At 61.0% G+C, this 25,231-nt stretch carries 26 protein-coding genes; 7 read left to right on the forward strand and 19 right to left on the reverse strand.

Annotated elements, in window-relative coordinates:
* Positions 1 to 2: 2 nt before the first annotated feature.
* Positions 3 to 1,586 (forward strand): ATP-binding protein, encoded by a 1,584-nt coding sequence (locus RYH70_RS17135; RefSeq protein WP_022996660.1) that lies wholly within the window; start codon positions 3 to 5, stop codon positions 1,584 to 1,586.
* Positions 1,587 to 1,588: 2 nt separating this feature from the next.
* On the forward strand, positions 1,589 to 2,959 hold the full coding sequence (locus RYH70_RS17140) for a sigma-54-dependent transcriptional regulator (RefSeq protein ID WP_055099444.1): 1,371 nt from the start codon (positions 1,589 to 1,591) through the stop codon (positions 2,957 to 2,959).
* Here the strand turns inward: RYH70_RS17140 and RYH70_RS17145 are convergent.
* A complete protein-coding gene (locus RYH70_RS17145) occupies positions 2,932 to 4,017 on the reverse strand; it encodes an NAD(P)/FAD-dependent oxidoreductase (RefSeq protein ID WP_233917703.1) in 1,086 nt (361 codons plus the stop codon). The two genes, RYH70_RS17140 and RYH70_RS17145, sit on opposite strands and share 28 nt — an antisense overlap.
* Before the next feature lie 128 nt (positions 4,018 to 4,145).
* Between RYH70_RS17145 and RYH70_RS17150 the strand changes: the two genes are divergently transcribed.
* Positions 4,146 to 4,634 (forward strand): GspH/FimT family protein, encoded by a 489-nt coding sequence (locus RYH70_RS17150; RefSeq protein WP_022996663.1) that lies wholly within the window; start codon positions 4,146 to 4,148, stop codon positions 4,632 to 4,634.
* Between the two features lie 29 nt (positions 4,635 to 4,663).
* Here the strand turns inward: RYH70_RS17150 and RYH70_RS17155 are convergent, their stop codons facing one another.
* The 12 genes from RYH70_RS17155 to murJ all read right to left on the reverse strand — a co-directional run bounded on the left by RYH70_RS17155 (position 4,664) and on the right by murJ (position 18,154).
* Positions 4,664 to 5,083, reverse strand: a complete 420-nt coding sequence (locus RYH70_RS17155; RefSeq protein ID WP_055099445.1) for a type IV pilin protein — start codon at positions 5,081 to 5,083, stop codon at positions 4,664 to 4,666.
* Entirely contained in the window at positions 5,080 to 8,046 is a 2,967-nt protein-coding gene (locus RYH70_RS17160; protein ID WP_317009453.1) for a PilC/PilY family type IV pilus protein, read from the reverse strand. Before RYH70_RS17160 ends, RYH70_RS17155 begins: the two co-directional genes overlap by 4 nt.
* 19 nt (positions 8,047 to 8,065) lie before the next feature.
* Entirely contained in the window at positions 8,066 to 8,617 is a 552-nt protein-coding gene (locus RYH70_RS17165) for a pilus assembly PilX family protein (protein ID WP_317009454.1), read from the reverse strand.
* On the reverse strand, positions 8,617 to 9,405 hold the full coding sequence (locus RYH70_RS17170) for a PilW family protein (RefSeq protein WP_063139864.1): 789 nt from the start codon (positions 9,403 to 9,405) through the stop codon (positions 8,617 to 8,619). Before RYH70_RS17170 ends, RYH70_RS17165 begins: the two co-directional genes overlap by 1 nt.
* Positions 9,402 to 9,923, reverse strand: coding sequence for a type IV pilus modification protein PilV (gene pilV, locus RYH70_RS17175; RefSeq protein WP_026949550.1), 522 nt, complete (start codon positions 9,921 to 9,923; stop codon positions 9,402 to 9,404). Before pilV ends, RYH70_RS17170 begins: the two co-directional genes overlap by 4 nt.
* A gap of 8 nt (positions 9,924 to 9,931) precedes the next feature.
* Positions 9,932 to 10,411, reverse strand: coding sequence for a GspH/FimT family pseudopilin (locus RYH70_RS17180; protein ID WP_080531527.1), 480 nt, complete (start codon positions 10,409 to 10,411; stop codon positions 9,932 to 9,934).
* A gap of 227 nt (positions 10,412 to 10,638) precedes the next feature.
* Positions 10,639 to 11,574, reverse strand: a complete 936-nt coding sequence (ispH, locus tag RYH70_RS17185; RefSeq protein WP_022996670.1) for a 4-hydroxy-3-methylbut-2-enyl diphosphate reductase — start codon at positions 11,572 to 11,574, stop codon at positions 10,639 to 10,641.
* A 174-nt stretch (positions 11,575 to 11,748) separates the two neighbouring features.
* The gene (fkpB, locus tag RYH70_RS17190; RefSeq protein ID WP_317009455.1) at positions 11,749 to 12,219 is read right to left on the reverse strand and encodes an FKBP-type peptidyl-prolyl cis-trans isomerase; all 471 of its coding nucleotides are present in this window, start codon (positions 12,217 to 12,219) and stop codon (positions 11,749 to 11,751) included.
* On the reverse strand, positions 12,209 to 12,754 hold the full coding sequence (lspA, locus tag RYH70_RS17195; protein ID WP_022996672.1) for a signal peptidase II: 546 nt from the start codon (positions 12,752 to 12,754) through the stop codon (positions 12,209 to 12,211). Before lspA ends, fkpB begins: the two co-directional genes overlap by 11 nt.
* Positions 12,747 to 15,563: an isoleucine--tRNA ligase gene (gene ileS / locus RYH70_RS17200; protein ID WP_022996673.1), complete on the reverse strand. Its 2,817-nt coding sequence runs from the start codon at positions 15,561 to 15,563 to the stop codon at positions 12,747 to 12,749. Before ileS ends, lspA begins: the two co-directional genes overlap by 8 nt.
* The gene (ribF, locus tag RYH70_RS17205) at positions 15,560 to 16,492 is read right to left on the reverse strand and encodes a bifunctional riboflavin kinase/FAD synthetase (RefSeq protein WP_055099450.1); all 933 of its coding nucleotides are present in this window, start codon (positions 16,490 to 16,492) and stop codon (positions 15,560 to 15,562) included. The genes ileS and ribF overlap by 4 nt, the downstream gene beginning before the upstream one ends.
* 75 nt (positions 16,493 to 16,567) lie before the next feature.
* Positions 16,568 to 18,154 carry a murein biosynthesis integral membrane protein MurJ gene (gene murJ / locus RYH70_RS17210; protein ID WP_022996675.1) on the reverse strand — a complete coding sequence of 529 codons (1,587 nt, stop codon included), beginning with the start codon at positions 18,152 to 18,154 and terminating at the stop codon, positions 16,568 to 16,570.
* Positions 18,155 to 18,449: 295 nt separating this feature from the next.
* On the opposite strand from murJ, the gene rpsT reads away from it, so the two are divergent.
* Positions 18,450 to 18,719, forward strand: a complete 270-nt coding sequence (gene rpsT / locus RYH70_RS17215; RefSeq protein WP_026949548.1) for a 30S ribosomal protein S20 — start codon at positions 18,450 to 18,452, stop codon at positions 18,717 to 18,719.
* Positions 18,720 to 18,841: 122 nt separating this feature from the next.
* Here rpsT and proB read toward each other — a convergent pair whose 3' ends face one another.
* The 4 genes from proB to rplU form a co-directional block, all read right to left on the reverse strand.
* The gene (gene proB, locus RYH70_RS17220; RefSeq protein ID WP_022996676.1) at positions 18,842 to 19,951 is read right to left on the reverse strand and encodes a glutamate 5-kinase; all 1,110 of its coding nucleotides are present in this window, start codon (positions 19,949 to 19,951) and stop codon (positions 18,842 to 18,844) included.
* A gap of 34 nt (positions 19,952 to 19,985) precedes the next feature.
* Positions 19,986 to 21,173: an Obg family GTPase CgtA gene (gene cgtA, locus RYH70_RS17225; RefSeq protein WP_022996677.1), complete on the reverse strand. Its 1,188-nt coding sequence runs from the start codon at positions 21,171 to 21,173 to the stop codon at positions 19,986 to 19,988.
* Positions 21,174 to 21,376: 203 nt separating this feature from the next.
* Positions 21,377 to 21,637, reverse strand: a complete 261-nt coding sequence (gene rpmA, locus RYH70_RS17230; protein WP_014996047.1) for a 50S ribosomal protein L27 — start codon at positions 21,635 to 21,637, stop codon at positions 21,377 to 21,379.
* Between the two features lie 27 nt (positions 21,638 to 21,664).
* Positions 21,665 to 21,976: a 50S ribosomal protein L21 gene (gene rplU, locus RYH70_RS17235; RefSeq protein WP_014996048.1), complete on the reverse strand. Its 312-nt coding sequence runs from the start codon at positions 21,974 to 21,976 to the stop codon at positions 21,665 to 21,667.
* A 250-nt stretch (positions 21,977 to 22,226) separates the two neighbouring features.
* Between rplU and RYH70_RS17240 the strand changes: the two genes are divergently transcribed.
* The 3 genes from RYH70_RS17240 to RYH70_RS17250 are packed head-to-tail and all read left to right on the forward strand — an operon-like array spanning position 22,227 to position 24,118.
* Complete coding sequence (locus RYH70_RS17240) at positions 22,227 to 23,198, forward strand: polyprenyl synthetase family protein (protein ID WP_233917709.1); 972 nt, start codon at positions 22,227 to 22,229, stop codon at positions 23,196 to 23,198.
* A 45-nt stretch (positions 23,199 to 23,243) separates the two neighbouring features.
* Positions 23,244 to 23,837 carry a YajG family lipoprotein gene (locus tag RYH70_RS17245; RefSeq protein WP_055099451.1) on the forward strand — a complete coding sequence of 198 codons (594 nt, stop codon included), beginning with the start codon at positions 23,244 to 23,246 and terminating at the stop codon, positions 23,835 to 23,837.
* A gap of 8 nt (positions 23,838 to 23,845) precedes the next feature.
* Positions 23,846 to 24,118, forward strand: coding sequence for a SelT/SelW/SelH family protein (locus RYH70_RS17250; RefSeq protein ID WP_022996680.1), 273 nt, complete (start codon positions 23,846 to 23,848; stop codon positions 24,116 to 24,118).
* 455 nt (positions 24,119 to 24,573) lie between these two features.
* On the opposite strand, the gene RYH70_RS17255 is transcribed toward RYH70_RS17250, so the two are convergent.
* Both RYH70_RS17255 and RYH70_RS17260 read right to left on the reverse strand, forming a co-directional pair.
* Positions 24,574 to 24,765 carry a CPXCG motif-containing cysteine-rich protein gene (locus RYH70_RS17255; RefSeq protein ID WP_014996052.1) on the reverse strand — a complete coding sequence of 64 codons (192 nt, stop codon included), beginning with the start codon at positions 24,763 to 24,765 and terminating at the stop codon, positions 24,574 to 24,576.
* A complete protein-coding gene (locus RYH70_RS17260) occupies positions 24,753 to 25,166 on the reverse strand; it encodes an HIT family protein (RefSeq protein ID WP_055099452.1) in 414 nt (137 codons plus the stop codon). The genes RYH70_RS17255 and RYH70_RS17260 overlap by 13 nt, the downstream gene beginning before the upstream one ends.
* Positions 25,167 to 25,231 lie beyond the last annotated feature (65 nt).

A 25,231-nucleotide genomic window follows, 5' to 3' on the forward strand; every position in this document is an offset into this window, starting at 1 on the left:
TCATGACCACGCCTCACGATCAGGCCGGCCTTCCCTGGCCCCCGCCCGGACAGCGCTGGACCCCGGTACGCATTTACAATGTCTACCGCATTGCCATCGCTTCGGTGTTGTTGATTCTCCATTACACTCACCAGCAGCCTTCCCTGGGCCAGCATCTGCCGTTGCTGTTCGAATTTACCATGATGGCCTATCTGGCCCTGATTGTGATCTCCACGGTGCTTGAATACAGCGAGCGCCTGCCACGCCCCAATTGGGCGCAGCCCTTCGCCTTGATCGTCGACGTTATCGCTCTGGGGCTGGTGGTGCACGCCAACGGCGGCCTCGAAGGAGGGCTGGCGGTGCTGCTGCTGATCACCGTGGCGGCGGGTAATATTCTGCTGCGCGGCCGCATGGGTTTTCTGATCGCCGCCCTGGCGACCCTGACGGTCATGTACGAGCAATTCTATTTCGCCACTCAATCCGGCGAGCGGGATCCGTTTTCGCTGACCGAGTCCGGCCTGCTCGGCATTGCCTTCTTCATGGTCTCGGTGATCATCCAGCAGATCGCCTCGCGGCTGGAGCGCAGTGAGACCATCGCCGCTGATCAACAGGTGGCATTGGATCGGCTGGAGGCCCTGAATGAGCAAATCGTCCGGCGTATGCGTACCGGGATTCTGGTATTCGATCGCCACGGGCGCATTCTGCAGTCCAACCCTTCGGCGGATAATGCGTTCGCCATGACCATGAGCGGCCAGCCGCTACCGGAGCCGTTGCGGCAACGTCACCAGGCCTGGCGCCAGGCGCCCCACATTCTGCCGCCGCCCCTGCGCGCCTCGAAGCAGTCGCCGGAGCTGTCCGCGCGCTTCGCGCCTCTGGATACCAGCCACGAGCAGTTGACCCTGGTGTTTCTCGAGGACACCGCGCGCATCGCCCAGGAGGCGCAACAGCTGAACCTGGCTTCCCTGGGACGCCTGTCCGCCACCCTGGCCCATGAGATTCGCAATCCGTTGAGCGCGATCAATCACGCCACCGAGTTGCTGCGCGAGGATGCTGGCAACGACAGCGACCGCCGTCTTCTCGATATGGTGCGTACCCACGTACAACGGGTGGACGGCATCATCTCCGATGTGTTGGACTTGTCACGGCGACCACGGGGCCAGGCACAGAGACTGGTCCTCAAGGACGTTCTCGCGGAGATTGCCGCGACTTGCCATGAAAGCCGCAAGACGCGCCTGCAAATGGACTTGGCCACCGATACCGAGCTGCGTTTTGATCGCGGCCAGCTGATTCAGATACTCGATAACCTGATCGGCAATGCTTTTCGACATGGGGGGGAACAGGTCCGGGTACGCGTGACCCACGGAGTGCACTCAAAAACCCGATTGCCCTGGATCGCGGTCAGCGATGACGGCCCGGGTATCGGCGAGGAACAGGCACGGCATTTGTTCGAGCCGTTCTTCACCACGCACGCCAAAGGAAACGGTCTCGGTCTGTTCGTGTGCCAGCAACTGTGCCAGGCCAATCAAGCCAGCCTCAGCCATGAACCGGCTGATCGGGGCGCTTGTTTCATGATTACCTGCGCACATCCGGATAGACAGTTCCAATAGCGATGAATGACATAATTCCGCGTGTTTTGGTTGTGGACGACGAAGCGGACCTGAGAGAACTTCTGGTCATCACCCTCGGGCGGATGAAATTGGAAGCAACGGCCGCGGACTCCCTGGCCGCCGCCCAGCGGCTGCTGGATCGCGACACCTTTCATCTTTGCCTGACCGATATGAACCTGGGCGATGGCTCCGGTTTACAGCTGATCCGCTACGCGGCGGAGAAGGCGCCAGACATGCCCATCGCGGTACTCACCGCATTCGGCAACATGGAGACCGCCACCGAAGCGATGAAACTGGGGGCCTACGATTTCATCGCCAAACCCGTCTCGCTGGACCGGCTGCGGCAGTTGATTCAGGACGGCCTCGGCATCAGCCGCCATGGCGCCGCCAACGGCGGCGAGGACGATGGTCTGATTGGCCAGTCGCCGGCCATGCAGCATTTGCGACGGCAAATCCGCAAACTGGCACGCAGCCAGGCGCCAATCTACATCAGCGGCGAATCCGGCAGCGGCAAGGAAAAAGTGGCGCGTCTGATTCACACGCTGGGGCCGCGCGGTGACCACCCTTTCGTTGCGGTGAACTGCGGCGCCATCCCTTCCGAACTGATGGAAAGTGAATTTTTCGGTCACCGCAAAGGCAGTTTCACCGGCGCCGTGGAAGACCGCAAAGGCCTGTTCCGGGAAGCGGACGGAGGCACCCTGTTTCTTGATGAGGTAGCGGATCTGCCTCTGCATATGCAGGTCAAGCTGCTGCGTGCGATTCAGGAGAAAACCGTGCGGCCGGTGGGCGAGTCACGGGAGTTCAGCGTCAACCTGCGCATTCTTTGCGCCACCCACAAGGATCTCAGCGAGGAAATGCAGGCGGGCCGCTTTCGTCAGGACCTCTACTACCGGCTGAATGTCATCGAGGCACACGTGCCGCCGCTGCGCGAGCGCCTGGAGGACGTTCCGGCGCTGGTTGAGCATATCCTCTCCCGGCTTGGCATCGCCTGGGATACCACGCCGCCCACGCTCAGTAACGGTACTCTGGCGGCGCTGCGCGACTATCCGTTTCCCGGCAACGTGCGAGAGCTGGAAAACGTACTGGAGCGGGCCATGACCCTGTGTGATGGCAACGTTATCGAACCGGCGCATCTGCGGCTACCCAGCCAGGCCAGCAGCGAAGCACCCAGCCAGGGCGGCAGCCGGGATCCGGCTTTGCCATTGGAGGATTATCTACAGGACATCGAGCGGCAGGAAATTCTCAAAGCGCTGGATGCCACCCACTGGAATCGCACCGCCGCCGCCAAGAAGCTGGGTATGACGTTTCGCTCATTGCGTTACCGCTTGAAGAAACTGGCCCTGGATCAGGAAGAAGAGGAAGGCAGCGCGTAAAGCGCCGGATCCAGATGGGGCTGCTCGCCACTCATCAGCGCCGCCAGCAGCGCGGCGCTGGCCGGCGCTGATACCAGACCGTTGCGGTAGTGCCCCAGTGCGGCGTAGACGCCGGGCACGCCGGGCACCTCCCCCAGATATGGCCAGTCCCGGGCACAGCCGGGGCGCACGCCCGCCCAGTGACTTACCGGCCGTTCTCCGGCCAGAGCCGGCAGCAGCGAGGCCGCCATTTTTTCCAGCGCCCAGCGCCCCGACACCGTGGGATACTGGCTGTCATCACCGTCCTTCAGTGTTGAACCCGCCAGCACGGCGCCGTCGGCACGGGGAATCAGATACCCCTGCTCGGTCAACAATACGGTCGGCACCCGCCCCGGCGCCAACTGATAGAGCAGCATCTCTCCCTTGGAAGGAAACAGCGGCAGGTCCAATCCGAGCGGACTCAGCAATCGCGGACTCCACATGCCGGCGCTGATCAACACCCGGCTGGCTTGGCATTTCCGCCCATCAGCCAGCGCCACCGCGGCGCCGCCTCCGGCACGCGGCAGCACCGATACCGCCGGTATTGCTTCGAATCCCACGCCACGGGCCGACAGCCAGGCACGTAACGCCTTGAGGATACGGGGGTTACGCAAATTACCCAGGGATGGAAACCATACTCCATCCCGGTCAGTGGCTTCCGGCATCCGCTGGGACAAGCGCTCCGCCGAGCAGGGAAGCCGCCAGCGGCGCGCCCAGGCCATGGCGTCGGCACGTTCCTGCTCCGCTTCCACCGCTACCCACAGACCGCTTTCGTTGAGGTCCTCGTCCACCAGCCCGGCCTGTCCGCGTAGCCGTGCGATCAGATTGCGATAACGCTCCGGCGCGTCCACCGTCAGCAGATTCATGGCGTCGGGATAACGCCAGGCGTACAACGGCGACAGGATCCCGCCGCCGGCCCAGGAAGCCGGCGGAAAGCGGGCCGGCGCGTCAATGACGGTGACCCGGAAGCCCCGGTCGGTGAATTCCAAAGCGCTTAACAATCCGACGATACCGCCGCCGACGACGAGCAAATCAGCCATAGCAATCAGGGAAGATGGACTACAGAAAGAAGAGCAACAGTAGCACAAAGACCACCTTGCCGGGACGGTAAACTGGCCTCTTGTTGCCACACATCAAAGGCCAGGATGGCCATGGGAGGGACAAGGACGTGCGCGGATTCACACTGGTGGAACTACTGATCACGCTGACACTCATGATACTGCTGCTGAGCGCCGGCGTTCACTGGCAAAAAGAGGGGTTACCCCGGCACCGGGTGGTATCGGCCAGCAACCAGGTTCTGGGTCTGATCCACTATGCCCGAGCCGAAGCGCTGACACGGGGACCGATCTTTTTATGTGACGGCAGCAGTCACTGTGACCGCTTCCAGACAACCTCTTCACTGCTTTTGGCGCGGAGCGGGGATGGCATCGCCACCATCACCGATGACGACGTATTCCATCGCCTGGATCTGCCCGAAGGCACCACCCTTACCTGGCGCCGCTTCCGCGGCACCGCGTTACGTTATGAACGGCGCGGCAACCTGTATTACCAGAACGGCAGTTTCCTCATCTGCAACCAGGGGCAGGGGCGACGTATCGTCATGTCGGTGATGGGCACTGCTCGCATTGAACCGATCAGCGGAGGCGATTGCCTTTAGAATACGATCTCAACCCCGCTGCTTTCCCCTTACCGCTCCCAACTGGACGTGGCACTGGGAGTGCAGTCCCCGCCTTTCACCCAACAGGTCTGCCCTTCGCTGTTGAGTTTGAGATTACCGTCCCCCGCCATCCCCGCCCCGGAGCGGGGCGTGGCGGTGATCAGATAGCTCTGATGATCATTGCTGGTAGCCACCTGAACGTTGTAATAAGCATCCCCCACCAAGCCGCCAGCCGTCGCGCCCTCATAGGAAAAATGGCGGGCCCGATAGGTTTCCAGCGATGCCGCCAGGTCCATCAGCTTGCCCTGGTATTCGGCCCGGCGTGTACTGCGCACCTGCTCGGTGTAGCTCGGGTAGGCGATGGCGGCGAGGATCGCCACCACCACCACCACGATCATCAGTTCGATCAGCGTGAAGCCGGCCATGGGATTCCGAGTCATTCGGTTCATGGTGTCGTTCCCCCTTGCTCAGGCGGGAAGTATTCGTTGGCGTCGTTCTTTTCCATGGGGTACCAGCGGCGCTTGCGGAACAGGTTGTAGTTCATGCCGTCATCGCCAATAAACTCCAAGCCCACGTTGAAGGACACCCCGCCGCTATCCTCATCATCATCGCCGCCGCCCCCGTCACCATCACCGCCGCCCCCGTCGGTAATTACCGGCACCACGCCCGGCGGGATCGCGGAGGTAATCAGTTTGGTGCCGTCCCAGGAAGCCTCTCCATCGTTGGTGAAGGACTCCGGCTCCCCGGTGATCATGTTGGCCCGATAGGCATAAGCCTCACCGTAACGCACCACACAGGGATCATCGTCCTGGTCCGCATTGGTGGGTACGTAGGTGGTGAACATCACCGAGTTCTGATAAATGCTCGGAGAGGACATTACCTTTTCACCCGAATTCAGGAAGGTCACGTACCATCCCTTAGAGGACGCGGACGGATCGCTGCTACGGGCATTGCGCAGCTCACTCATGGTAATCACATCGGGCTGATTGGTATTTTTGAAGGTACTGTCCGCGAACATGAAGAAGCCTTCGTCGGTGTCCTCGTCCAGAGGATGGGCCCGATAGCCGGATCCCACCGCCACGTACAGTGTCTCTTGCAAGCCATCACGCACATAACCAATGGCCGGTGCCTCATAGAACCTGCGGTGCTCGCTGTCACCAAAATTGGCCAACCGCACCACGCCCTTCACCAGGGAACCGGCACCGTCGTTGTTATTGTCAAGATTGACGCGAAACACCTGCCCGCCAAGGTCGGCGAAGTAGAGGTGATCCGCCAGGCCATCCAACCGGCCATTCTTCAGGTCCACCACGGCGATGCCTCCCGGCACCGACCATTTCATGCTGTCCACCGTTGTATGGGCGACGCCGGCATTGGTGTCGGCGCCGGCGGACCAGATCAAGTCCCCGGTTTCCGCGTCGACCATATAAATGACATTACCAACACTGTCCTTCGCCGCCCGCTGACCGGCGGTATCATGATGTTCGGCGTCGTAGCCACCGCCGAATACCAGCACCGTTTTCACCTCACCGTCGATACGTACCCGGGTGATGGTCGGCGTGGACCAGGTCTGCCCCAGCCGATCGAACCCGCTGCTGGCATTGGCTCCGCTCTCGTCCTTGCCCTGGATCCGCCACATCAGCTCCGGACTGTCCATGGACGACACATCCAGACCATAGTAGGCGTTTCCGCCCCTGCGCATGCCCCCGAAGATCCACACCTTGTCGGCATCGCCATCTTCCTTGGCGGTACGATAAGCCACCCAGGAACCATCCATGCCATAGGGGTCACGAATATTGTCTTCCCGCAAATCAGGAGAGCGGACAAAGTCGTATGCTTTTCTAAGCATTCGATCCGGCATGAAAGTGAATTTTTCACGACCATCAGCGGTATCGATGGCGTGCAACATGCCGCCATTGGTGGATACGAAGAGATAGTTTTTCTGGCCGTCCACGTCATTGGCGTCGGCTCCCAGCTCATAGTTCACCAGCAACGGCACACTATGCATCGGGTCGGCCCAGAGGCGCTTCAACGCCTCGTAGACTTTCAACTTGGTGTCGAATTCCGCTACCGGATCGTTATCCGGAATCCCCATCTGGGCGGGCTGAAGAATGTTTTCCACACGATTTTCGGTAAGCCATTCACCGCCACCGTTATCACTGTTATTGCCCACATAGATCTTGCGGTCCTGATATTGATCGTTTCTGCCACGAGCACCACCTTTGGTGACATCCGGGCCATCAGCTTCCGTGGGCGTCCAATAACTCCAGGCCGAATCGCGGAAATAGCCGGTGCTGGCATCCACCGCGGAGGCACCATTCTTATCCACGACTTCACTGCCGTCCTTGCGATAACGTTTCAAATTGCCGGGCCAGACCGAACTTTTAGAGGGCTTGAAAACGGCATAGTAAAGCTGGTTCAGGTGTTCCAGCCGGTTGTTCTGGTTTACCGCCACCCCCGGCGATGTAATGGTCTGGGAGTCTTCCGCGATGAGGTTAAGAATGTCATTGAATTCGGCGGCCAGTTCTTCTGCATCGTTGGCAAGACGCACCCTTTCCGTGCCACCGGCAACAGCCACTGACGTCATGTTTCTTACCTGGGATGAAGTCTCGCTGACACCAAAGGCCACCTGCCAGGTCTTTACCGCGCGCTCCTGACTATTGCTTTTGCTCGCCAGCCACCCGGCCAGTTGTTCCTGACAACTGTACGAACCGTTGCAATACCCTCCCGCGATATTCCTCACCGAATCGTAGTCGGTATCCTGAGTCGGATCGCCGTCGGTCATGACAATGATGTGGTTGCTTTCGCACTGGTTATTTATATTCATCGGTGACTGATAGCTATCATCGCTAACCCAGTCCCAGTCGCGGCAACTGCCGTTGGAGAAGTAGCGCACACACTGGTAATGCATGTTAACTGCCACCTGAGGTTTGTCCTGGGAAGCCTCTCCATATACAGCATATGTGGTGGGACTGAGCCCCATCATGTAGCGGGCCATCTCTGAGTAGGCTTCCATAGTGGGGGTATTCGATGTACCAGAGAGACCATTGACCAGGGACTTGACCTCGCTGCGAGCAGTGCTGTCCATATCGCTGACCGGATAGAACACATAGCCGCCGTAGCCATTGCGGTCATAACCACCATTGAACTTGCCAACGCCCACTCGAACCCCTTCACCCAGCCCATCAATAACCTGGGTAAAAGCCTCTTTCAATTGCGACATTTTGGTCGGACTGCCCTGTTCCATACTCCCGGAGGTGTCGATCAGGAACAATACGTTGGCAATCTGTTCGTTCTCGTCGTTGCCGACACCGGCGCGGGAGAAATAGATTTCCGTGTCGTCCGCGTAAAGCGGCGTCGGTGCCAACAACAAGGCAACCAGTAACAAGCCTGACTTGACAATATTCTCGAGCATGACTCCCCCCCGCTCGTGCTTAGTTTTCCGTGTCCACATTAAAGTCGGACGACGACACCATCCCGCGTTTCAGCGCTTCCAGCATGTGATGATTGTTTACTGAAAAGTCATCGATCTCCGCCTCCCCCAGAATTTCAAAGGTGAAATCGACCACCAGCGTATTATTGCCGGACATACTCAACTGTCCTCCGGAAACCGCCCTCATGCCCTCCTGACGAATCCGGGACCCGGCGCGCACCAGTCTTCTTGAATCCATACGGTCCGTACTGGTGCAGGCCCGCACGGCCGCGGTCGCCGCTCCACCCACCAAACAGCGCTGCCCCACCGAGCCGGTCAAGAACGGCTGTAATTGCGCGCTGCTCATGCCATACAAACTGGTAAAGGCTTCGTTCACCGCCGATTCCGCCCCTTCAAACGCCATTGCGTCCACTTGGGTTCCGGTGGCGATTTTGCTGCTGAACATGCTGGTTTTCATGGCGGTGATGCCCAGGATCGAGACGATCACCAGAATCATCAGAGCGACCAGAAGAGCGGCGCCACGCTGCGAATTGTAGTGTGTTATCGACATCATCAGATCACATCCCAGGGATAGTTCCGGATAGCGACGGTGGAAAAGAACTGGCGACGCAGCGTTCTGCCCGCACTGACATCCACTTGCCGATCCAGTATGTAAAAGGTCTGATCCTGATCCTCGCCGCCAAGCACTGGCAGATCGGCTTCCATCAGCAAACCGATCTTCACCGCCACGATTCGGCTTTGATCCACATCGGCGCTGGCCAGTACTTCGTCGGCCCGCAAATACTGAGAAGCAAAGGGAATACCGTCGGTACTTTGATCCACGCCATAGAGCACTTGGAAGCTCTTTATCCCCCGCAACAACACCACGCCGCCGGAACCACCACTCTGGTTGCCACGGCAGTAGAGCTCGTCACCGTCATCACCTCCCACCCAGTAGGTGTTGACGATCTCCTTCATGCCAGTCCCACCATTCCCCTGACAGTCCTTTTCGCCATGGTAGGCAAGAGTGAGGCGGTCGCTGTCGCTACCCCCATCATCGCCGGGAGGAATGGCGGAACCGCCGGTCACCGCACTACTGGCATCCAGAATGATGCCCGGCATAAAGGTGGCGGCGACGTCGTCGCTCATATTTCCCGCCAGGCGCACGTCCTGATTGATAAAACGCATGGCCAGGTCACCCTGCTCCTGTATACGGGCCATGTTCTGTTGCAACGAGAACGTCCGCTGGTTAGTGGAGAACAGAGAAATCGCAGCGCCGGTAATGATCAGTCCCAGCACCATGGCCACCATGAGTTCCACCAGGCTGAAGCCGGTCTGCCGATGTGCGCCGAACCGCCTCATCGTGTCACCTCCATTACCACGCATTTGGCGCTGTCATCGGTGTTGATGTCGCCGCCATCAATACAGCCATCCAGCGCCTGATCCCCCCAGGCCACCACCACGCAACTGGTCAGCGTGGAACCGCTGTCGCAAGGCTGCACACGGATTTTGCCGGCAGGCAGCAGATTACCGGCCTGCCAGCGCAAGGTATTGCGGTCCCAGACAGACATCTGATCGCTGTCACAACTGCTGGCCATGCAGTCCGGGTTGGAAGGCGGAGCCTCGCCCAGGGCGCCGGCGCCTGTATTCCAGCTGTTTTCCTGAAGATAGGTGGAGCGGGCTTGCGGATTGGCGATGATGCGTTCCAGAGCGTCCCGGGCCAGTGCCGTGGCCTGGGAACGAATATTGGCGTCCTCGGTGCTCTTCAGGGCGTTGAGCTGTAAGCCGGCATAACCGAGCACACCGATGGCCAGTACCAGCAGCGCCACCAGAATCTCCACCATGCCGACGCCGCCTTGTCGTTTTCGGGAAGTGCGCATGGTGCCCCCTAGCTGCAGGTCAGCGGTTTGTTTTGAAGATCGCCGAAGCGGCCCAGGGAGATTTTCCGGCCAGTCTCGCCGGTACGGTCGTCACACACTTCAAACACGGCATCGTTGTCCACCCGGCCGGAGCGATCGAACAGCAATTCGGTCAAACCATTGTTTTCCATGACGCTGACGCCTGCTCCAGCGGAAAAGGTCTGGTTCTGCTCCACCGCGCCGGAGCCGTAATCCAACTCCCAGCCGTTGCTCCAGTCCGCCGGGGATCCCAGAGGCTTAAGCTTCACGTCACGACGGGAACTCACCGCCTGGGAACGGGCGGTATTAAGCGCGGTGATCAGATCCGAAGTGGTGGAGCGCAGCGCGTTGCTGGCGATGACGTTCTGAAATGACGGCACGGCGATAGCCAGCAGAATGCCCGCCACCACGATCCCCAGCATCAATTCGATGATGGTGAAACCGCCGTTTTCCCCACGAGTGCCGATCACGTCTTCCCCCAAATAAGCGAACTCGGTGCCGACACTCTAGCGATTGTAAAACGGGCGACAAGCACGCTCGGACAAGCGGTCGTCTGCCTGTACCGAACGGCTCAGAGACTTGAGAAAATCAGGGGTTCATATGTGATGAAATTCACACAAAAAAGGCGCAACCCTTTCTTCAGGCACACCTCCGGCAAGCGCCTTTTCAAAGCAGGATCGCCGAGGTTAAAAAGGAATCAGGCGCGTAATGCCTTGGGCATGGAGAAGCTGATGTTCTCCTCGCGGCCAGGGATTTCCTCCGCGCTTTCGCCGCCCAGTTCGCGCAGCCGGCTGACCACCTGATGCACCAGTTCCTCAGGGGCGCTGGCGCCCGCGGTGACGCCAACGGCTTTCTTGCCCTGCAGCCAGGCGGCATCGATCATGGCCGGATCATCCAGCAGATAGGCCTCGGTACCGCAGCGTTCCGCCAGTTCCTTGAGGCGATTGGAATTGGAACTGTTCACTGAGCCCACCACCAGGACCAGGTCACACTCCAACGCCAGTTGACGCACCGCGTCCTGGCGATTGGTGGTGGCGTAACAGATATCCTCGCGCTTGGGACCGAGGATGTTGGGGAAACGCGCCCGCAAGGCATCGATGATACGGGCGGTGTCGTCCACGCTGAGCGTGGTCTGGGTGACGAACGCCAGATAGTCCGGGTTGGTGACTTCCAGCGTGGCCACGTCGTCTTCGCTTTCCACCAGGTACATACGCCCTCCCTTGGAGGTGTCGTACTGTCCCATGGTGCCTTCCACCTCGGGGTGGCCGGCGTGGCCGATCAGCACCGCTTCCCGCCCTTCACGGGCATAACGGATCACTTCCATATGCACTTTGGTGACCAGTGGACAGGTGGCGTCGAACACCTTCAGAGCGCGCTGCTCGGCCTCTTCCTGCACCACCCGGGAGACACCGTGGGCACTGAAAATAACGATGGCGTCGTCGGGCACCTCGTGCAGTTCCTCGACGAAAACCGCGCCACGGTCGCGCAATCCATCCACCACGAAGCGGTTGTGCACCACCTCATGACGCACATAAACCGGCGGCCCGAACACGTCCAGGGCACGGTTGACGATGGCGATGGCGCGATCGACGCCGGCACAGAAACCACGGGGATTGGCGAGACGGATATCCATAGAGATCAGTTTATAGTGAACAGTGAACAGTGAACAGCGTGGGTGGTCTTTAGCCGCCGTGGGAGCTTGCCTGCAAGCGAATATTGCCAAACCTGAGCGGCCCCATTCGCTTGCAGGCAAGCTCCTACAGAAAATATCGGCCTTTTTTCGCTGTTAACCAATCACTATTAACTATTAATTCAATTTCACCGTTTGCTCCGGGGCATCGTGTTCGACACGCACGATCTCCACTTCAAAGGTCAGTTCGCGACCGGCCAGGGGGTGATTGAAATCCACCGTCACCCATTGCTCATCCAGGGCGGAGACCACGCCGGGCAGTTCGGCTCCGGCGGCATCGGCGAAGTTCATCACCGTGCCTACTTCCATGCCATCGGGAGCGGCAAAAGTGTCACGGCGGAAATGCTGCACATTCTGCTCGTTGTACTCGCCAAACCCCGACTGGGCATCGATGAAGACACTGCGCCGGTCTCCGGCTTTGAGGCCGAGAATGGCACGCTCGAAACCAGGCAACAAGGAGCCATCACCCCAGACAAAGGTAGCCGGCTCACCACCGAAAGTGCTGTCCATCTCCGTGCCGTCCATCAAGCGCACGGCGAAATGCAGGGTGACGCGGGTTTGCGGCCCGACGCGCAACTCATCGTTCATGGCGGCCACGCCCTCCCAGGATCATGTCGAGAATGATCAGGCCGGCACCGATGGTGATGGCGGTATCGGCCAGATTGAACGCAGGAAAGTGCCAGCCAGCCCAATGGAAATCGAGGAAATCCACCACATGGCCCAGCACGATCCGGTCATACAGGTTCCCCAGGGCGCCGGCCAGAATCAGTGCCAGCCCCGCGCCTTGCAAACGCTCATCGCGAAGCCGCGCCAGCCACACCAGAATCAGCGCGGACGCCCCCAGCGCCACCAGCGTGAAGAACCAACGCTGCCACCCCCCCGCCTCGGCCAGGAAACTGAACGCGGCACCGGTGTTATAGGCCAGAGTGAGGTTAAAGAACGGCAGCACTTCCAACCGCTCGAACAAGTCGAAGCGAGCCACCACCATATGCTTGGTGATCTGGTCCAGGGCAATGGCCAACGCGGTCAGCCAGAGCCAGCCGAGTTGGCCCGGCAGCCACCTGGCCCCGCTCTTCGTCATACTCACGTTGTCCGCATCGCGCCCGCCGCCGACGTCATGCATAAGAGCGCTCCTCGCCGGGGCCATCCACATTGCTGATGCAACGGCCACACAGTTCCGGGTGTTCGGCATGGCTGCCCACATCCTCGCGGTGATGCCAGCAGCGGGCGCATTTGCCGTGGGTGGACGCCACCACCTGCACCTTGAGCCCTTCCACGGCACTGGCCTCGAGCCCCTCCGGCGCTTCCGACAGCGGCTTGAGAGTGGCGGTGGAAGTGATGGTGACGAAGCGCAACTCTTCGCCCAGTTGCTCCAGCAATGCCTGCAGTTCCGGAGTCACGAATAATGTGGCTTCGGCGGCCAGATTGGCGCGCAGCTCCTTGCGGTTGCGCGCTTCCTCGATGGCTTTGTTCACCGCCTGCTTGACCGCCTGGACCTGCTCCCAGAACGCCATGCCCATGGCCTCGTCACCGGCCAGCGGGAACAGGCCGTCGAACCAGGTGGTAAGGAACACGGATTCGGGACGATCTTCACCGGGCAGGTGCTCGAAGATTTCCTCGGCGGTGAAGCTGAGGATCGGCGCCATCCAGCGCACCAGCGCCTGGGCGATCAGATAAAGCGCGCTCTGGCAGGAGCGGCGCGCCACCGAGTCTTCCCGGGTGGTGTACTGGCGATCCTTGATGATATCCAGATAAAAGCCGCCCAACTCCAGCGCACAAAAATGGTGCAGGCGCTGATAGACCAGATGGAACTGATAGCTTTCATACAGCTCGCGCAGCTCCTCTTGCAACTGCGCGGTGCGGGCCACCGCCCAACGGTCCAGCGCCAGCATGTCCTGTGGCGCCACCTGGTGTCGGGCCGGATCGAAGCCGTTCAGGTTGGACAGCAGGAAACGGGCGGTATTGCGAATACGGCGATAGCTGTCCGCCACCTGCTTGAAGATGGTTTTGGAGACCGTCATCTCACCGCGGTAGTCGGTGGAGGCGATCCACAGACGCAGGATATCGGCACCAAGATCATTCCATACTTCCTGCGGCGCGATCACGTTGCCCAGGGACTTGGACATCTTCCGGCCCTGCTCATCCACGGTGAAGCCGTGAGTCAGCACTCCCTTGTAAGGAGCCTTGCCACGCATGGCGACGCTGGTGAGCAGCGAGGATTGGAACCAGCCGCGATGCTGGTCCGAGCCTTCCAGATACAGATCCGCCGGCACCGTCAGTTCCGGGCGCTGCTCCAGCACGGAGAAATGCGTGGTACCGGAGTCGAACCAGACGTCAAGCACGTCGGTGACCTTGGTATAACGTTCAGCGTCCTCGCCGAGCAGTTCCGCCGGGTCCAGCTCGAACCACGCCTCGATACCGTTCTGCTCCACCCGTTTCGCCACCTCCTCGATCAGACGCGGCGTTTCCGGATGCGGCTCCGAGGTATTACGGTCAACGAACAAGGCAATGGGCACGCCCCAGGTACGTTGCCGGGAGATGCACCAGTCCGGGCGGTCACGCAACATGCCCTCGATACGGGCCTTGCCCCAGTCCGGGATCCATTGCACCTGATCCACCTCGGCACGGGCCTGCTCCAGCAGATCCCCTTTTTCCATGGCGATGAACCATTGGGCGGTGCTGCGGAAGATGATCGGCGTCTTGTGACGCCAGCAATGCGGGTAGCTGTGGGTTATGGTCCGCAACGCCATTAATGCGTCGGCGGCTTCCAGGGCCTCGATAACCGGGCCGTTGGCCTTGTTCACATGCAAGCCGCCGACCACCGGCAGATCGGCGCGGAATACGCCGTTGTCCTGCACCGGGGAATCCACTTCCAGGCCATAACGCTGACCCACCAGGAAATCGTCCTCACCGTGTCCCGGCGCGGTATGCACACAGCCGGTACCGGCGTCGGTGGTGACGTGTTCGCCGAGCACCACCGGCACCTGGCGCTCCAGGAACGGATGCGCCAGCACCAGGTTTTCCAGCACCTGCCCCTGGAACACCGCGGAGCGGGTCACCTCTTGCAGATCAAAGCGTTCGATCACCGCGTCGGCCAGGGCCTCGGCCACCACCAGTTGACGGCGCTTGCCATTCTGGGTGCCGTCCAGCAGCACGTACTCCAGTTCCGGATGCACCGCCACCGCCTGGTTGGCGGGCAGCGTCCAGGGCGTGGTGGTCCAGATCACCAGAGCCGGCTGCTCCGCCGGCACGCCGGAGCGGGCGGCGAAGTCCGCCGGGTCCACCACGGCGAAGGCAACGTCGATGGCCGGAGACTTCTTGTCCTGGTATTCCACTTCCGCTTCCGCCAGGGCGGAAGCGCAGTCCAGACACCAGTGCACCGGCTTGAAGCCCTTGGTAAGCAAGCCCTTGTCGACGATCTTGCCGAGTGCGCGAATGATGTTCGCCTCGGTGTCGTAGTTCATGGTCAGATAGGGATGTTCCCAATCGCCGAACACGCCCAGGCGGATAAAATCCGCTTTCTGCAGTTCAAGTTGCTCGGCGGCGTAGGCCCGGCACTCCTCGCGGAAGGTGCGCGCGTCCACTTTGTGACCCGCCTTGCCCACCTTTTGCTCCACCTTGTGCTCGATGGGCAGCCCATGACAGTCCCAGCCGGGCACATAGGGCGCGTCAAAGCCCTCGAAGCCGCGGGCTTTGACAATGATGTCCTTGAGCACTTTGTTGATGGAGTGGCCAATGTGAATCACGCCATTGGCGTAGGGAGGACCATCATGCAGCACGAACTTGGGCCGGCCCTCGGCGGCGGCCCGCATCTTGCGATACAGGTTAATTCGACCCCACTGCTCCAGCCGCTGAGGTTCGCGCTGGGCCAGACCCGCCTTCATCGGGAAGTCGGTGTGGGGAAGATTCAGTGTCGCCTTGTAGTCGGTCATGATGTCCCTTGGAAATAGGTTTCGACTTGTTGCACATCCCGCTGAATCGCGGCTTTCAGTTCATCCAGGTTGGCGAATTTCTCCTCCGGGCGCACAAAATGGTGAAAGTGCACCGTCAGGTGGGCGCCATACAGGTCCCCCTGGAAATCCAGCAGATGGACCTCCAGGCGGTTTTCCACGCCATTGACCGTGGGCCGGGTGCCCACATTGGCCGCTCCGGGCTGGTCTTCGAGGCCCGCCCCGTCCACCGTCACCGCGTAGATGCCCTGCACCGGCGGAACCTGCCGCTTGAGCGCCAGATTCACCGTCGGCAGTTGCAAGGTCCGGCCGATCTTGTCGCCGTGACGGACCCGGCCGCTGATGTCGTAGGGGCGGCCCAGCAGTTGCTCCACCAAGGCGAAGTCACCAGCCGCCAGCGCCGAGCGCACCCGGGTACTGGATACTCGCTCACCGGTCATCTGGCAGGTGGCGGTATCGCAGACCTCAAATCCGAACCGCTCGCCGGCCTGTTCCAGATAGGCGAAATCCCCAACCCGGCCGCGGCCGAAGCGGAAGTCGTCTCCAACCACCAGATATTCGACGGCGAGACCATCGACCAGAATGTCACGGACGAATTGTTCGGCCTCCAGGTTACGGAAGGCGTCATTGAAACGCACGCACAGCACCTGATCGACACCATAACGGGCCAGGGTGACCAGCTTGTCGCGCAGGTTCATCAAACGGGCCGGCGCCTGGTCACCGAGGAAGAACTCCTGCGGCTGCGGCTCGAACAACATCACCGTGGCCAGAGCACCTCGGGCACGGGCTTCGGCCACCACCTTGTCCAGGATGCGCTGATGCCCACGGTGCACACCATCGAAATTGCCGATAGTGGCCACACAGCCACGGTGCGCCGGCCTTAAATTGTGCACGCCACGAATCAGTCGCATTCGGTCCTCACTGCCCGCCTCCGTCGGCGGCCCATTGGCCATGCCCCAGAGGTAAAAGAGGGCAGATTATAGGAATCATCGGCGCAAGTGGCGAGGCCTGAGGCCAAGAACCAGCAGCACCAGACCATAAACCGCCAGCCCGGCCACCACTACCAGGGCGAGCCAGCCCACTCTTTCACTCACCCCGCCGACCAGCCAGACACCAGCACGCTCCGCCAGCAGCCAGGTGGCCGCCGCCATGGCAAGCCCCGCCACCAGCATCCGCCCCCAGTGCCAACCCCAACCACCACCGGGACGGTATACGCCGGAACGGCGCAGTCCGAGATACAGCAGACCGGCGTTCAGCCAGGCGGACAGCGCCGTGGCCAGGGCCAGCCCGGCATGCTGCAGATGCCAGACCAGCGCCAGATTAAAGACCATGTTGGCGATCATGGCGATGATGCCGATCTTGACCGGGGTGCGGGTATCCTGCCGGGCGAAGTAGCCCGGCGCCAGGATTTTGATCAACATGAAGGCCGCCAGCCCCAGGCTGTAGGCGCGCAGCGACTGCGCCGCCATCTCCACGTCCCGAACGCCGAATTCACCGTGCCGGAACAAGGTCGACAACAGCGGCTCGGCCAATACCGCCAACGCCAGAGCCGCCGGAATCCCCACCAGCAGCACCAGGCGCAACGCCCAGTCCAGGGTTCGCGAGAAAGCCTCGGTGGAGGCGGAGGCGTGCTTGGCGGACAGGCTGGGCAGGATTACCGTGCCGATGGCAATGGCCAGCACCCCCAACGGCAGTTCCACCAGGCGGTCGGAGTAATACAGCCAGGTCACCGAACCGGTTTGCAGCAACGACGCCAGCACCGTGTCCAGCAACAGGTTGATCTGGCTGACCGACACCCCGAACAGGGCTGGCGCCATCAGTGCCAGAATGCGCCGCACTCCGGGGTCACGCCAGGCCATACGGGGCACCGGCAGCAGATGTAGACGCGCCAGGAACGGCAACTGGAACAGCAACTGTACGACACCGGCGGCCAGCACACCCCAGGCCAGCGCCACCGCCATCCGCCCTTCGGCGAAATGAGGCGCCAGAAACAAGGCGCTGCCAATCAGACACAGGTTCAACAATACCGGAGTAAAGGCCGGCACCGCGAAACGGCTCCAGGTGTTCAGCAAGGCCCCGGCAAAAGCGGTAAGCGCGATAAAGAACAAATACGGGAAGGTCAGCCGCAGCATTTCCACCGCCAACGCCCGTTTGTGCGGGTCGTCACCAAAACCGGGGGCAAACAGCCAGATCAGCAATGGCGCGCCCACCACCCCGATCAGCGTCACTACCGCCAGGGTGCCACCGAGAGTGCCGGCCACCCGATCAATCAGGGCCTTGGTGGCGGCGGCGCTGCCCCGCTCCTTATACTCGCTGAGTACCGGCACGAAAGCCTGATTGAAGGCCCCCTCGGCGAACAGCCGGCGCAGGAAATTGGGAATCCGGAAGGCCACGAAGAACGCGTCGGTGCCGGCGGAGGAGCCCAGCAGACGGGCCAGCACCACGTCCCGAACCAGCCCAAGCACCCGGGAGAGCATGGTCATGGCGCTGACCACCACGGTGGACGCCAGCAAACCGCCCCTTTTGCCCGGTTCAGGCGCGCCGGTTTTGCCTTGATCCGCCCGTTGCTCCATTCATGGTCTCCCCATTCGCTGGCACGCTCACACGCCGATTCGCCGCCAAGGCAGCTTCCCACAGCCTCTTCGTAGCTCCCGCCGCGGGAAGATGTCCAGGGAAGCGGTCAGGACATCCCGGCCTCTCAAAGCCGGGCAAGCGTAGCGAATGCACCGCCGGGGCGCCAGTTCCCATTGACAAGCGCGTTTCGGATAGGCATAGTTGCGCGTCTTTAAAACCCATGGCCGCTTGCAGCCACGGGCAGTACCGAATACTGAACTGAATACAGACTACCGATTTTATAGGAGCAGGACCTTGGCTAACTCACCGCAAGCACGCAAGCGTGCGCGTCAGGCGGAAAAGCGTCGTCAGCATAACGCAGCGATGCGTTCCATGGTGCGCACCTACCTGAAAAAGGTGAACGCGGCCATTGCGTCTGGCGACCAAGGCGCCGCTCAGGAAGCTTACAAAACGGCGACCTCCGTGCTGGACAAGGCCACCCGCAAGGGTAAGTTTCACGCCAACAAGGCAGCTCGCCACAAGAGCCGCCTGAACGCCAAGATCAAGGCCATGTCCGCCGCCTGAATCTAGCGTTCCATAAAAAAACCGGCTTCGGCCGGTTTTTTTATGCCCGCCGTCCCTGGCGGCCACCCTTCGGGCTATTTTTCATGGCCGCCAAACTCTGCTGGCAACCCCTCATATCCACACTATCCGAACACCACCATGTTATCCCGGTGCACCAGCTCTTCCTCGTTCATATAGCCGAGCACCCCGGCGATCTCCGAGCTTTTCTTGCGGCAAATCCGGCGCGCATCGGCGGCGTCGTAGTTGACCAGCCCACAGGCCACCCTCTCCCCTTGCTCGCTTTCGCAGACCACCATCTCGCCCCGGGAGAACTGCCCGAACACATCCACCACGCCCACCGGCAACAAGCTGGAACCGGCCTGCCGCAGGCGGCGCACGGCACCGTCGTCGAGTACCAACCGGCCACGCATGCGCAAATGCCCGGCCAGCCACTGTTTGCGGGCATTCAGCGGTGAGGTGTCCGGCATTAGCGTGGTACCGGGCGCCCGCCCGGCTCCCAGCTCCCCGATCACATCGGGGCTCCGTCCGGAAGCGATGGTGGTGATAGTGCCGGAGCGGGCCGCCAGCCGCGCCGCCCGCACCTTGGTGGCCATGCCGCCCCGTCCCAACCCGGAACCGCCACCGCCCGCCATACCCACAATGGCCGGATCCGAAGCGCGGGCCTCCCGAATCAGCTTGGCATCCGGCTTTTGCCTGGGGTCGGCGTCATAGAGCCCTTCCTGGTCGGTGAGGATCACCAGGCGCTCCGCCTCCACCAGATTGGCCACCAGCGCCGCCAGGGTGTCATTGTCACCAAAGCGGAACTCGTCAGTGACCACGGTATCGTTCTCATTCACCACCGGCACCACCGACAGCCCCAGCAGGGTCAACAGGGTGGCACGGGCATTGAGATAACGCTTGCGGTCGGATAAATCATCGTGGGTCAGCAGCACCTGGGCGGTGTGCCGGTCATGCCGGCGGAAACAGGCTTCCCAGGCCCGCACCAGCCCCATTTGCCCCACCGCGGCGGCGGCCTGCAACTCATGAATGGACTCGGGCCGGCGCTGCCAGCCCAGCCGGGTCATTCCTTCGGCGACGGCACCGGAGGACACCACCACCAGGTCAACCTCCTGATCCATGAGCCGGACCAGGTGATCCACCCACTGCTGCATCAGCCGCCGATCCAAACCCTTGCCATCATTGGTCAGCAGGGCACTGCCGATTTTCACTACCCAACGTGCGCGTCGCGCCATGGTGCACCGTCGTCCTTAAGAGCCTGTTTACGATCTATTGTTCGTAGACGATCTCCACATCGTGATCATCGTCATCGTCGTCATCATCATTATTGTCGTCGCGGCGGCGCCGGTTTTCCTGCTTGATCTCCTGAACCCGCTCGCGCGCTTCCTGCTCCAGGCGAGAGCGCAGTTCCCGCTGCCCGGCCGCGTATTCCGGATCCTCTTCCTCAAGCCGCCGGCGATCCTCCAGGGCATTCATCAGCGCGTACACCAATTCCTCGCAGCCAACTCCGGCGGCGGCGGAAATCAAATGCACCGGCCCTTCCCAGCCCAGCTCTTCGACGATGGCATCAGCCCGCTCACGAGCCTCATCGTCGGCCATCAGATCGATCTTGTTGAATACCAGCCAGCGCTCCTGCTCGGCCAGCGCCGGAGAGAAGCGGTCCAGCTCATCGGCGATGGCATCGACATGATCGGCCGGATCACCATCCATCGGGGCAATATCCACCACATGCAACAACAACCGGGTACGCGCCAGATGCTTGAGGAAACGGATACCAAGACCCGCCCCCTCCGCCGCACCCTCGATCAGACCGGGAATGTCCGCCACCACGAAGCTGCGATAGCGATCCACCTTCACCACCCCCAGATTGGGCACCAGGGTGGTGAACGGATAATCCGCCACCTTGGGCTTGGCCGCGGAAATGGAGCGAATCAGGGTGCTCTTGCCGGCATTCGGCATGCCCAACAGCCCCACATCCGCCAGCACCTTCAGCTCCAGCCGCAGACGCCGGGACTCCCCCGGGGTGCCTTTGGTGGTCTTGCGCGGCGCCTGGTTGGTGCTGCTTTTGAAGTGCACGTTGCCAAGGCCGCCACGGCCGCCCCGCACCACCATCGCCTGATCACCATCTCCGGTCAGGTCCGCCAGCACCTCGTCGGTATCCACATCAATGATGGTGGTCCCCACCGGCACGGTGAGAACCACGTGATCGGCGGATTTACCGGTCATCTGGCGCCCCTTGCCGGGCTCGCCATTACGCGCCTTGAAAATGCGTTCGTAGCGGTAATCCACCAGAGTGTTGAGATTGCTGTCGGCCCGCACGAACACATGTCCGCCGGCCCCGCCATCGCCGCCGTCGGGGCCGCCGAATTCCACATATTTTTCACGACGGAAACTCAGACAGCCATCACCGCCCTTGCCCGCATGGACATCAATGGTGGCTTCGTCGACGAATTGCATGGTGAAGGACTCTTGGAAATCGTAAGGGATAGTTTAGCGCGAGGCGCCGGGTGAGTTCACCGCCGGCAGGACACAAAAAATCGTCGGGAACGATTTGTGACATTGCGCTAGCAATGGCCCGAAGGATGACCGCCACGGACGGCGGCCACAAAAAACCCCGCGGGAGTGAACCTCGCGGGGTTTTTCAGGCCGATCCGCGGGGATCAGGCGACCGGTTCGATCACCACATATTTGCGGTTGTTCGGGCCTTTCACCTGAAACTTAACGCGACCTTCGGCCTTGGCGAAGATGGTATGGTCTTTACCGATACCGGTATTCACACCAGCGTGGAAGCGGGTGCCACGCTGACGAACGATGATCTCGCCCGCTTGAACCAGCTGGCCACCATAGCGCTTCACGCCAAGGCGTTTACTTTCGGAATCGCGACCGTTACGAGTACTACCACCGGCTTTTTTATGTGCCATGTCTCAATCCTCCTGCCTTGACCAGAATCAGCCCTGGATCCCGGTAATTTTCACCGCCGTGTACCACTGACGATGGCCTTGTTGCTTGCGGTGATGCTTGCGGCGGCGGAACTTGACCACATGGATCTTCTTGTGGCGGCCCTGCTCGACCACTTCGGCGCTGACCTTGGCACCTTCCACCAGCGGCTGACCTACTTTGATGTCGTCGCCATCGGCAACCAGCAGAACCTGGTCGAAATCGATGGTATCACCGGTGCCTACTTCAATTTTCTCCACGCGGAGGATATCACCTTCCTCCACACGGTACTGTTTGCCACCGGTTTTGATGACTGCGTACATCCGTCTTACTCCAGATGATCCTCGCGGGCGGACTTGCCTATCTTGTCCATACAAGACAGACGTCACTTTGGGGGCCCGTTGGACGATGACTAAAAAGGGCCGCGAAGTGTACGCCAAAGCAGGCCGCGACTCAAGCCCGGCGGCGCCGAACGGCGGCCATCGGCGGCCCGCATCCGGCTTTTCTTGACTGCCCGCCGCCCCCTGCTAGCATTGCCCGCTGTTCGCGCTCATTCTGCTGGATTGCTGCCCCATGGATTTTAAGGCCATCAGTTCCAACGTCGCCGACGATTTCGAGGCGGTCAACCGCTTCATCCAACACCATCTGGATACGGATGTGCCTCTGATCCGCGAGGTCGGCGAGTACATCATCCAATCCGGCGGCAAGCGCCTGCGCCCCTTGGTGTGTCTGCTCTGTGCCCGTGCCGCCGGTTATTCCGGCGACAAGCATGTCAATGTTGCCGCGGTCATCGAATTATTGCATACCGCCACCCTGCTCCATGACGACGTGGTGGACGAATCCGGCCTGCGCCGCGGCCGCCCCACCGTCAACGCGGTATGGGGCAACGCCGCCAGCGTGCTGGTGGGCGACTTCCTGATCTCACGCTCATTCCAGCTCATGGTGGCGCTGGAAGATCAGCGGCTACTGGAAATCCTGTCCCTCAGCACCAATACCATCTCCGAGGGCGAGGTCCTGCAGCTCATCAACTGCCGCGACCCGGACACCAGTGAAGACAGCTACATGCGGGTGATCCACCACAAAACCGCAAAAATGTTCGAGTCCGCGGCGGAAACCGGAGCCGTGCTGGGCGCCACCGAAGGGCGGGATCAGGCGGAGGCCTTCGCCACCTTCGGCCGCCACCTGGGTATTGCTTTTCAGTTGGTGGATGACGTACTCGACTATCAGGGTGATGTGGAAGAACTGGGCAAGAACGTGGGCGACGATCTGGCCGAAGGCAAACCCACCCTGCCGCTGATCCACACCATTCGCAACGGCTCTCCGGAGCAGGCCAAACTGATCAAGGACGCCATCCGCACCGGCGGCCTGGACCGTCTGCAGGACATCATCCACATCGTTCGTGACTCCGGCGGTCTCAGTCACACCGTGGCGGTGGCCGAGCAACAGACCCGGCTCGCCCTGGCGGCACTGGAGACGGTGCCCAAGTCCCGTTATAAAGAGGCTCTGCAAACCCTGGCATTGGAATCCCTGAAACGGACCCATTAGAGCCTGTTCATAGAGCCCTGAACCGAGACAGATGAGGAAAGACTCATGCGTTCCCTACTGACCGTTCTGATTGCCGCCCTGGTTGTAAGCGGCTGTGCCCTGAGCCCGCAGCGCATTGAGGTCGACCCGCAAGTGCAGGTCAAAGCCTCCAACGTCGGCCATAACCGTTCAATACAGGTTCTTGGCGTCGATTCCCGTGGCAAGAATGAGTTCGGCAGCCGCGGCGGCGTTTACGACGAGACCGCCTTGTTGATCCCCAGCAACGACATCAAGGCGGTGATCGCCGACACCGTCCGCAATGGCCTGCAGAGTCTGGGCTTCAACGCCTTCAATCCCGGCGGAGACGCCACCACTCTGGAAGTCCGCCTGGAGCAGCTGGACTATATTCCGGAGCCGGGCTCAGTGGTGAATCGGGTCGACCTGAACCTGGTACTGCAGGCGGAAGCCCGCCGTGGCCCGACCACCCATACCGGCACTTACAAGAGCAGCGTCGAGCACAAGACGCCGTTCACGCCGTCCCTGGCGCAAAACCGGCAGATGATCAACGACATCCTGGCCAAAGCCATTGAGCGCCTGCTGCAGGATCCGGAAATGCTGGCCTTTCTGGCTGGCGCCGACTTCCCCGGCGATAGCGAGTAAACGGTTTCATGGCTGGCCAAGTGAGCATTCACTATTGCCGCCAATGCAACTGGCTGCTGCGCTCCGCCTGGTACGCCCAGGAACTGCTCGCCACCTTTTCGGAAGAACTGGAGGAAGTCACTCTGCGTCCAGGCACCGGCGGGGTGTTTCGGATTAGCGTGGATGGCACGCTGATCTGGGATCGGGCCGAGGATGGCGGCTTTCCGGAGATCACCGAACTGAAACGCCGGGTGCGCGATATCGCCTGCCCGGATCGTTCTCTGGGGCATATTGACCGCTAGCTGACCGGCACACAGATAAAGGTTCTTTTCGAAAGGGTGTTGTTCTGGCAAGGAGAGCTCTTCTCTGGAGCTTCGTAGCCCGGGCCTTGTGCGCTCCCCCGGGTTCCATGACCCGCCGTGAACCCATCCCCGGGGGCTTGCGTTCGGCGTCCTGCCTCACACAGTCATGGAACCCGGGGGAGCGCACAAGACCCTCAGTCATAGCCAACCGAAGGGTTCCTTTTTCTTCTCACTGTCGTCAATTTGCAGCTGAGTATTGCAGCACTCGCGAAGTGTTGCTGGTCAGGGCATTCCAGGACCGTGTTTGGCCAGGGATGGCCAAACCCGAGCTTACAGGGATGTACTTGTAGCGTGTCCTGGAATGCCCTGACCAGCAACGCTCCTCCGCTAGAAAGGCAAAATCCCTGATTGAAGAGAAGCCCTTCCCGCCAATCCGTGATGAACCATAAAACGGATCACTCATTCTCCGGCCGCACCGAAACCTCGGGCGTCTCCGGGTTCGGCAGGAAGACTGTCAGCACCAGGGGTTGGCAGCAAACGTGACAGTCCTCCACGTATTCCTGATCCCCCTGGGACACATCGACCAGGGCATCGAAATACTGCCAGCAATGGGGACACTGCACCGGCACCGGGATCAGCGCGTCCATGCCCCCTCCGGCAACACCAATCCGGACAGCCAGCCCGGTGGATGTTTCAATGGTCGCGGAGTGCCCTGCCCCCATACGGGCCCCGGCCAGCAAGGGTCATCACGGAAGCGAGCGATCACATGCACGTGCAGTTGGGGCACCAGATTCCCCAACGCCCCGATATTGATCTTGTCGGCACCGGTGACCCGCTCCAGTTCCGCCGCCAAACCATTGACCACGCTCAGCAGACGGTGCTGTTCCTCCTCCGCCAGTTGGTGCCACTCCCGGATATCGAGCCGGCGCGGAACCACCACCAGCCAAGGGAAGCGGCCGTCACGCAGCCAGCGAATCCAGCAAAACTCATCCTCCGCCACGGCGCCGGTATCCGCCGCCAGACGTTCGTGCAATATCACCGCTGTCATAACCTCTCCACTTGGTATGGGCACGGCTCGCTATACCACGCCATCCAGGCTAGCATGATACGCCA

Source organism: Alloalcanivorax xenomutans (genome assembly GCF_032810065.1).
Lineage (GTDB): Bacteria > Pseudomonadota > Gammaproteobacteria > Pseudomonadales > Alcanivoracaceae > Alloalcanivorax > Alloalcanivorax xenomutans.